7 protein-coding genes and 2 pseudogenes are annotated in these 8,648 nt (G+C 67.3%); 4 read left to right on the top strand and 5 right to left on the bottom strand.

Features of this window, described 5'->3' with window-relative positions; translation table 11 throughout:
- The 3 genes from EAO76_RS16340 to EAO76_RS16350 all read left to right on the top strand — a co-directional run.
- Window positions 1–263: integrase core domain-containing protein (locus tag EAO76_RS16340; protein WP_148836698.1), on the top strand; the 263-nt coding region annotated here is incomplete at its 5' end.
- A gap of 506 nt (window positions 264–769) precedes the next feature.
- Window positions 770–1,318: a hypothetical protein gene (locus tag EAO76_RS16345; RefSeq protein ID WP_148836699.1), complete on the top strand. Its 549-nt coding sequence runs from the start codon at window positions 770–772 to the stop codon at window positions 1,316–1,318.
- Window positions 1,319–1,500: 182 nt separating this feature from the next.
- Window positions 1,501–1,830, top strand: coding sequence for a hypothetical protein (locus EAO76_RS16350; RefSeq protein ID WP_262375518.1), 330 nt, complete (start codon window positions 1,501–1,503; stop codon window positions 1,828–1,830).
- Window positions 1,831–2,233: 403 nt separating this feature from the next.
- Here EAO76_RS16350 and EAO76_RS16355 read toward each other — a convergent pair whose 3' ends face one another.
- From EAO76_RS16355 to EAO76_RS16370, 4 genes and pseudogenes are all read right to left on the bottom strand, one after another.
- Window positions 2,234–3,325 carry a glutamate--cysteine ligase gene (locus EAO76_RS16355; RefSeq protein WP_148836701.1) on the bottom strand — a complete coding sequence of 364 codons (1,092 nt, stop codon included), beginning with the start codon at window positions 3,323–3,325 and terminating at the stop codon, window positions 2,234–2,236.
- Between the two features lie 734 nt (window positions 3,326–4,059).
- Window positions 4,060–5,289 (bottom strand): AI-2E family transporter, encoded by a 1,230-nt coding sequence (locus EAO76_RS16360; RefSeq protein WP_148836702.1) that lies wholly within the window; start codon window positions 5,287–5,289, stop codon window positions 4,060–4,062.
- 55 nt (window positions 5,290–5,344) lie between these two features.
- Window positions 5,345–6,212 (bottom strand): annotated as a pseudogene (locus EAO76_RS16365) (IS5 family transposase); the annotation flags it as partial.
- A 42-nt stretch (window positions 6,213–6,254) separates the two neighbouring features.
- A complete protein-coding gene (locus EAO76_RS16370; protein ID WP_148836703.1) occupies window positions 6,255–7,460 on the bottom strand; it encodes an MFS transporter in 1,206 nt (401 codons plus the stop codon).
- Between the two features lie 55 nt (window positions 7,461–7,515).
- Between EAO76_RS16370 and EAO76_RS16375 the strand changes: the two are divergent.
- Window positions 7,516–8,242 (top strand): annotated as a pseudogene (locus tag EAO76_RS16375) (AraC family transcriptional regulator).
- A gap of 125 nt (window positions 8,243–8,367) precedes the next feature.
- Here the strand turns inward: EAO76_RS16375 and EAO76_RS16380 are convergent.
- Window positions 8,368–8,648: transposase (locus EAO76_RS16380; RefSeq protein WP_262375519.1), on the bottom strand; the 281-nt coding region annotated here is incomplete at its 5' end.

The raw sequence follows: 8,648 nt of genomic DNA on the forward strand, positions 1-8,648 counted from the left end.
GGGCCGGGGTGAGAAGGAGCATGAGCGCCGTGGGCAGTTCGGCGGACAACGCCGCCGCGGAGAGCTGGAACGCGTCCATGAAGAGGGAGACCCTCAAGGGCGCGAAGGCGTGGCCCACCGCTCGTCACGCCCGGCTCGCGGCCTTCCGCTGGGCCAGCCGCTACAACACCCGACGCCGGCACTCCCGCCTCGGACAACGCTCCCCGATCATCTACGAGAACACCTTCTTCGAACCCGCAACTACACTTCCCCAAGCTGCATAACCCCGTGTCCAACATCCGGGGTCAGGGCCCGGTATAGCTTGGCCAGGCGGGTGGACACTGCCGGGCACGCCGAATCGTCGTCCACCCGCACCTTCGGTGGACGGGACATCTCTCGGGCGGGGCATGGCTCCCATCGCAGTTGCGGCTCGAGTCAGGCCCAGACCCCCTCCGCGGTTGTCGGGCAGGAGATCCTGTCTGCTGTCGGAGGCTACGGGGCGCACCTTCACGTTCGTGATCGTGCTTCGGCGGTTGCCGCGATGACTCTGGGGAGACACAGTTGAAAGAAGAGCACACACGAGATCGCAGCGCGTAGTGGTCGTTCTCGGAGTCATTTTGCACGTCATCGGTTTCGTGGCTGGCTTTTCCATCCCGTGAGGAGGGAGATCATTTGACGGACGAAACGCATGGCCGCTGGATGGTGGCCCTATTGGCAGAGCCACCGCTGGCAGGACCAGGACCGTACGAAGGTCTCTGGAATTCCTCGGCAATCGGCGAGCGGAGGACACATGTCGACCGGAACGCTCATAGCGATCATTGTCGCCGTAGTGGTCGTCTTGCTGGTGTGCGCACTCGTGGCATGGCAGGTCGCGCGCAGGCGTCATCTGAAGACACAGTTTGGCCCGGAGTACGAGCGGCTCGTGGAGGAGAAACAGAGTCGCCCGGCCGCAGAACACGAACTGCGGGAACGGGAACAGCGCCATGACGCTCTGGAGATCAAGCCGCTGTCGGCGGCGGACCGTGAGAAGTATGCCCAGGGCTGGAGTCAGGCACAGGAGCGGTTCGTCGACCACCCCGACGACGCGGTCCACGAAGCCGACCGGCTCGTGACCGCGCTGATGAGTGAGCGCGGTTATCCGACCAAGGGGTTCGAGCAGCAGGCCAGAGACCTGTCGGTCGAGCACGGCCGCACTCTGCAGAGCTACCGCACCGCCCACGAAGTCAGCGACCGCAGCAGCCGTCACCAGGCGACCACGGAAGAACTACGGGGTGCGATGGTCCACTACCGGGCTCTGTTCGACGAACTGCTTCACAACGGCGGGCGGCCGCGGGAGTAGCGACGACCCCAGATTGAATGGAGGAAGCGATGGCGACGGACCGCCGGAGTCCCCTCGATTCCGATGCAAGCAACCTGTCCACCGATGATCTACGCAGTGAGGCTGCCTCGGCTCCAGAGGCTGAAACCCCTCCGGCCTTCCCTGGCGAAGCCACTACGGCTGGTACGAGCGGTGCGAGCGGTATGGAGGAGACACACCATGCCGCACCAGCACCAGCACCAGCAGCCTCCGGCGACGGGGACCGGAATGCGCCCCTTCTCGGCGAGGAGCAGGAGGGGTTCCGCGGCCGGTGGCAGCGGATCCAGGGCGACTTCGTGGATGACCCCCAGGAAGCGGTCAGTGCTGCCGACACCCTGGTCGCGGAAGTGATGCAGGCACTGGCCCGGACCTTCTCCGACCACAAGCAAGGGCTCGAAGGCCAGTGGCAGCGGGGCGAGGAAGTGCCGACCGAGGAACTCCGTGTCGCTCTGCAACGCTACCGGTCGTTCTTCAACCGCTTGTTGAATACCTGAGCGCAGCTCCTTCCCGGCCTGGCATCGCAAGTTGCGGGCGCCTACCGGCCCGCATTCACTCCTCAGTGAAGCGGAGCCGGCACGCGGGCTGACGCACGAGCTCTCCGCCAGATTCTCCGGCACACTGGCCCCGCCGGACTTCTGACCAGCGGGGCCGCGATCCTGTCAACGGCTACCAAGTCGCACACCCGGTCGGGCAAAACTCATTCCGGCCTCAAGGTACCGATCAGACGACCGCGACTCACCCCACCGCTCACAGTGCCCCGGCATGCTCCCAGTCGGCAGGCCAACGAGGCAGAACGCACACGCAAGCTGTCGCCCGAGGCTTGAACCACCAAAAGGCCGAGGCCGATTCTCGGCAAGCGCGCAGGCTCCCTGATGAGGGAGAACGGCGGCACCGAGGTCAGCCAAGTGTCCTGGACACACACTCGGCCACTGCGTCACGGAGACTTCCGGTGCGAGCGAGTAGTTTGCGTTGTGTCTGCGCCCCGGTTCCCCGCTGCAGTACGTCCATGAGTGCTTGCTCAGCCGAAGCGAAGTCGTGGCTGTCCTCCAAGGCACCTCGAACGTGCGTGAGCAGGGCCGCGATGACATCGGCTGCAGGTTCGGGGCGCATGGTGCGAGGGTGGAGCAGCTGCCCTTCCAGTCCCGATCTACTGGCCTGCCAGGCGGCCATACGCAGGACATTCGCTCCCGCGGGCTCTGGCGGATCGCCGGCGCGCCATTCGCGTGCCGCTGTCTCGACGAGGCCGCGGACGAGCGTGGCAAGCAGGACGGTGTCAGCCGGATCCAGGCACACATCCGCCACTCGGATTTCGACTGTGGGGTATCGGTGCGAAAGCCGCGCGTCGAAGTAGATCATCCCTTTGTCCCGCAGGACTCCGGTTTGGATGAGCGCCTGCACCTGTTCGTGGTAACGCTCGGCGGAGCCGAAGATCTCGACCGGCCCAGCCGTGGGCCAGCGCCCCCATACCCTGTTCCGGTAACTGCTGTAGCTGGTGTCGTGGCCTTGCCAGAACGGCGAGTTGGAGCTCAGCGCCAGCAAGACCGGCAACCAGGTGCGCACGCGGTCCAGCACACCGACACCCTCCTCGTCCGATACCACCGAAACATGTACATGGCATCCGCACGTGAGCTGTTCCTGCGTAGTCTGGCCGAACCGGTCAGCCAGCCATCTGTACCGCTCTCCCTCCCCGACCGAAGGACTGACCGGCAGAGGAGAGGTCGCAAGGGCCGCCACAGCTGCCCCCGCCCGGGCAGCGCTCTGTGCTGCCTCAGCGCGCCAGCGACGAACCTCGTCCGCGAGTTCGTGCATGTCACTGCGCGGTTCGGTGGCGAATTCAAGTTGCTGATCGTGGAGCTCCGGCTCGAAGGCTGAATCTCCCTCCGAGCGGCGTTCCGCGACGGCCAGCACGGCAGCCGAAAGCGCCCGAGGCTCGCCGCTCTGGGCATCGACGAGTAGCAGTTCCTCCTCCACACCAACGGTCCGCACCATCACATCCTCCCAGCAGCAGCCCTCAAACGCTTGTCATGTGTTGCCGCGTGGTATCGCTTTGCTGCGAGACCAGGCACGGCGACGGTGTGCGTCGCACTCTCCATGGTGTATCCGGTCGCGACCACAGAGCCAGATCGCCACAACGAACCGACTCAGGGGAGTCTTGGCCCGCCGGACCGTTCCATCTTGGCCTTGACCAGAACCGGCGTCGTCACTCAGCGTGGCGGTGGTGCAGTCGGCCAAGTCCGAGAGCTACCCCGGCTAGGTACGGCGTCTTGGCCGGGCCCAACTGCGCCTGCGAGTGGTTGAGGCCGAGGGTCGGACTTGACGGAGTTGCGCACCAGAAGAAGTCATGCATCTGTTCCCCGCGAGTGTTACCAGATCACATGCGGCGCCCTTCAACGCGACGGCGGTCAACAATATAGAGACTCTCCGACGTCGCGACCTGGCACATCGACAGCCGCAGCCGTCCCCTTCGCCCTGAGCGTCGCGGAGGCTCAGCACGCTTATTCGTTGCCCGAACGTGAGGGTGACCACCATTGATTTCCCGGTCCGTGTCGGCAGACGCCCGCTGACGCGCGTCCGTTCCGCAGCACGACTCTGGGGCAGGGGCGAGTGCCTGCCCCACCCGTCGGCCGGTTGGCCCCTGGGGAGAAGTCCGGCGGTAGCGTCCGTGGGCCGGCAGGGGTACAAGTGACAGAGAGTCAAGTACGCCGGTCCCTCGTTCGCTTGGTTCACACCGGTCCATCCTGCAGGGGTGTCGTTTTGCTTGCCCGACGCAGTGCCTGGTGGACCGACCAGAGGACTGACACGAGGGGTACTGCCACCACGGCTCCGAGCACTCCCGCCGCGATGGCACCGCCGATCACCGAGAGCGCGACCACGACGGGGTGCAGGCGAACGGCCCAGCCCATCACGAGCGGATGCAGCAGGTGGCCCTCGATCTGGCCGATGACCACGATCAGGACGAGGACGACGGCTGCCACGATCGGCCCCTTGGCCGCCAGGGCCACCACGGCCGCGACCGCGAGGGCGACCGGTGAGCCGATCAACGGAATGAAGGCGGCGAAGAACTCCAGCAGCGCCAGCGGCAGAGCCAGTGGCACTTGGAGTGCGAACAGGACCAGCCCTACGAATACGGCGTTGGTCCCCGCCACCAGGATGATGCCGCGGGTGTATCCAGTGAACGTACACCAGGCGGCCCGGCCCGCGATCGCCACCCGGGCCCGGGACTTCTGCGGGAGTTGACCGCAGAACCAGTCCCACTGTCGATCGCCCGAGTGCATGAAGAAGACTGAGCAGAACAACGCCAGAATGAATACCGTCACGACCTCGACCAGGCGGCCCACACCGCTGACGGCCGTACTGATGAGAGTGGAGCGATGACTCGACAGGTACTGCCCGATCCGGGACTGGAGGTCATCGAGCGTCCTCGGGTTCAGCCGGAACGGCGGCCCCTCGAGCCAGTGTTCGATCCTGCCCAGCCCGTCGCCGAACTCCCGTTCCAGCCCGACACGTTCTCCGGCTACCGCCTCGCCGACGAGCGTCAGGACACCGAGAACGAGAACGATACTGCCGAGCAGCGCGACGGCGACGGCGAGCGGCCGCGGCATCAGGCGGGCCAGGAGGTCCGCGACCGGGCGCAGCACCGCGGTCACGACCAGGCCGAGGAAGACGGCTACCGCCATCTCGTGGAATCGTCCCAGCGCCGAGAAGACCGCGTACACGACGGCTCCCACCGCGAGGATCCGCCAGGCGTAGGCGGCGGCCGTCTGGAGTGTGGGATTCACGTGTGGTGTGTACCGGGGGTGGAGCGGCGCCTGTCGTGCGCCAGAGTTTCGGGCCGCGGTACCGGTCATGCCGCGCAGCGCCCGGCGTGACGCGGCGCGAATCCGGTGCCGTCGTCTTTCGGACGGAACGCCGGGGTCCGTATGGTCGGACTGCGGATACGAGGGCGTGGGCATTCCCTGCTGTTACCAGGAGAATCCATATCTTCCCGGGCGCCCGGGCCGACGTGTGCAAGATGTCACCCCTCAGGCGGAGTCCGGCTTTGTGGCGGTTGGCCAGTTCGCGAAGCGGGTGGCGATCGCGCGGAACTGTTTGAGGCGAGCGAAGCAGCGCTCGACCACGTTGCGGTCCTTGTAGAGCTCGCGGTTGAAGGTTGGTGGCCTGCCGTCTGCCTGGCCGCGCCGTGCACGATTGGCCTTCTGGTCTGTGCGTTCCGGGATCACTGCCCGGATACCCCGACCTGACGGATGGCGCGGGACGAGTACGCCTTGTCCGCGATGACCGCGTCGGGTCGGCACCGGGGACGTCCGACGCCTGCTCGGGGCATTCTCAAGGTGTCCATGATGGTGTCGAAGACGGTGGAGTCGTTGACGTTGCCGGGCGTGACGACAGAGGCCAGAGGGAGCCCACGGCCGTTGCAGGCGGGGTGGATTTTCGTGGTCAGCCCGCCGCGGGACCGGCCGAGTATCTGATCGCTGGCCAGGGGACGTGGCGGGGCCTCCCGCTCGTCCCCTGCTGGTGTCCTTGCTCCACGAGCCCCAGAGGCATGCTGGTGCGCGCGGGCGATGGTGGAGTCCACCGATATCGTCCACTTCACCGTGCCGGCCGCGTCCTCATATACCTGGACGTGTTCGAGCAGCTTCGCCCAGGTGCCGTCCGTCTCCCAACGGGCGAAGCGCTCGTAGATGGTCTGCCATGGGCCGTAGCGCTCGGGCACGTCCCGCCAGGGCGTGCCGGTCCGCAGGCGCCACAGCACGCCGTTGATCACTTGCCGGTGGTCCCGCCACGGCCGTCCCCGCCCGTCAGTTCTCGGTAGCAGGGGCGCTGCCCGCTCCCACGCCGTTTGGGTCAGCTCGCCCTGGCGAATGGCAGGATCCATGCTCGGACACGTCCTCGTCCGTCCGGTGGGACATACGCGTTCTCACTGAGCAGCGTGGGTCTCCGCGTCTTGTCGTGCGGTTGCGGGCGCGGGGGTGACGGTCCCAGTGCCGGGGGCGGTGGGTTCGGGCAGGGTGCGGAATAGGAGCCAGCTCAGGGCGGGCATGGCGATCAGGGGAGTGAGGGCGGTCCGGAGGGTGGTGGTGTCGGCGAAGTGTCCCAGCAGGGGGCTGATGAGGCCGCCGATGCTGACGGTGAGGCCGAGGGTGATGCCGCTGGCGGTGCCGATGCGGGAGGGCAGGTAATCCTGGCCGAGGGTGACTTGGAGGGAGAAGGGGACGTACAGGCCGGCGGAGGTGAGGGCCACGAAGAGGAACATGGCCGGGCCTGGTGTGTAGATCACGCCGGTGACGGCGGCGATGGAGAGCAGGTAGGACCAGCGCGAGACGCGGACGCGGTCGTAGCGGTTGGCCAGGGACCCTCCCAGGACCGAGCCGACGGCGCCACCCAGGAACAGCAGGAACAGGGCGCCGGTGCCCGCGGTGGTGCTGCCTTGCATGCGCTGCTGGGCGTGGAGGGAGATGAAGGTGCTCAGGCCGGTGAAGACGATGGAGCGGGAGACGACCGCCAGGGACAGCTTCACGAACGAGGCCACGTCGTCCGCGCCGCGGGGCACCTGCGTCTTGGCCGTGCCGGTCTGGGGCCGGGCGAGTATCCGCAGGACGGGCACGCACAGGGCGGCGCCGGCGAGCGCGGGCAGGACGAGGACGGGGGTCCAGTGCAAGGAGCCGTGTCCGATCGCGGCCGCCACCATGAGCGGGGCGAGCGCAAAGCCGATGTTGCCGCCGAGGGAGAACCAGCCCATCGCGCTGTGACTGCCTTCGCTGGCCTGCCGGGCCACGCGCGCGGACTCCGGGTGGTAAGCGGCCACGCCAATGCCGGAAACGGCGACGAAGAACAGGGTGAGCCCGTAGGAGCCGCTCAGGCCGCTGAGCGCGATGCCCACCCCGCCCAGCAGAGTGCTGACCGGCAGCAGCCACGGCATCGCCCACCGGTCGGTGAGCAGCCCGAATACCGGCTGGGCCACCGACGACAGCAGGGACGCGGCCAGCACGATGCCGGAGGCGACCGCGTAGGTGTAGTCCCGTTCGGCCACGAAGAACGGGATCAACGCCGCGACGGCGCCCTGGTAGATGTCGACGCAGGCATGCCCCACGGCCAGCAGCAAGATCGATGTATTCCTCTGCACCCCTCCTATGCTGGAAGAACCACTCGGTGTCGCGCTTTCGGTAGATTGACAAGTGATGCAGAAAATCCGCCACGAATCCGTTGCGCCGACCCGGACCCAGCGTCTGGCCTCCGGCGGCGAGATCGATGCGCACCGCCATGACGAACACCAGATCGTCTACGCCAGCCGCGGCACCATCGAGGTGACGACCGACGCCGGCTCCTGGATCGCCCCCGCCACCCGCGCGCTCTGGATCCCCGCCGGCACCGTCCACAAGCACCAGGCCCACGGCGAACTCAACCTCCACCTCGTCGGCCTGCCCACCACCGACAATCCCCTCGGCCTGGCCAACCTCGCCGTCATGGCCCTCGACCGACTCGAGGCCCTCGTCCGCAACCGGCTCAAGCGCCTGCAGTACCGCCCCGACACCCTCGACGGCTTCATAGCCGGCACCGGCCTGACCCGACCCCCCCCTGCACCTGCCAGCCCCCACCGACCCCCTGCTCCGCGAACTGCACGACATCCTGCGCACCGACCCGGCCGACAACCGCTCCCTCGACGACCTCGGACGCCAGATCGGCGCCAGCGCCCGCACCCTCTCCCGCCACCTCCGTGACGACCTCGGCCTCACCTACCCCCAGTGGCGCACCCAGATCAGGCTCCACCACGCCCTGATCCTCCTGGCCGACGACACCCCCGTCACCACCGTCGCCCACCACTGCGGCTGGTCATCCGCCAGCACTTTCATCAGCGTCTTCCGCCGCACCTTCGGCCACACCCCCGGCACCCGTCCCACCACCTGACCACACGACCCGGCCAGCACACGAGCCGTCAAGATCATTTGTCACACAGGCCTAGGGCGTGTGTCGGAAGTGCTCTAGGTTGGCTGACGTGTGTGGGCAGGGGCGGAGTTACTGACTTCGGCTCGTCAGGGTGAGGTCGGGGTGTCGAGGGTCAGGCCGGTGCCGGCTATGAAGCCGTCGAGGGTGTCGGGGCGGTACTGCAGGCGCTTGAGCCGGTTGCGGACGAGGGCCTCGAGTCGGTCGAGGGCCATGACGGCGAGGTTGGCCAGGCTTCGTTTGACGTGCGCCCAGACCCACTCGACGGGGTTGAGGTCGGGCGAGTAGGCGGGAAGCAGGAACACCGTCAGCCATGCACGCTCGGCGATCAACTCGCGCATGGCGTGGGAGACGTGGGTGTTCAGGCGGT

The organism is Streptomyces sp. sk2.1, from assembly GCF_008120935.1.
GTDB lineage: Bacteria > Actinomycetota > Actinomycetes > Streptomycetales > Streptomycetaceae > Streptomyces.

Excerpts from the sequence above, each read along its gene's own strand:
- EAO76_RS16345 (WP_148836699.1), top strand. The coding sequence starts at position 770 with ATGTCGACCGGAACGCTCATAGCGATCATTGTCGCCGTAGTGGTCGTC.
- EAO76_RS16350 (WP_262375518.1), top strand. The coding sequence starts at position 1,501 with ATGGAGGAGACACACCATGCCGCACCAGCACCAGCACCAGCAGCCTCC.
- EAO76_RS16355 (WP_148836701.1), bottom strand. The coding sequence starts at position 3,325 with ATGGTGCGGACCGTTGGTGTGGAGGAGGAACTGCTACTCGTCGATGCC.
- EAO76_RS16360 (WP_148836702.1), bottom strand. The coding sequence starts at position 5,289 with ATGCCCACGCCCTCGTATCCGCAGTCCGACCATACGGACCCCGGCGTT.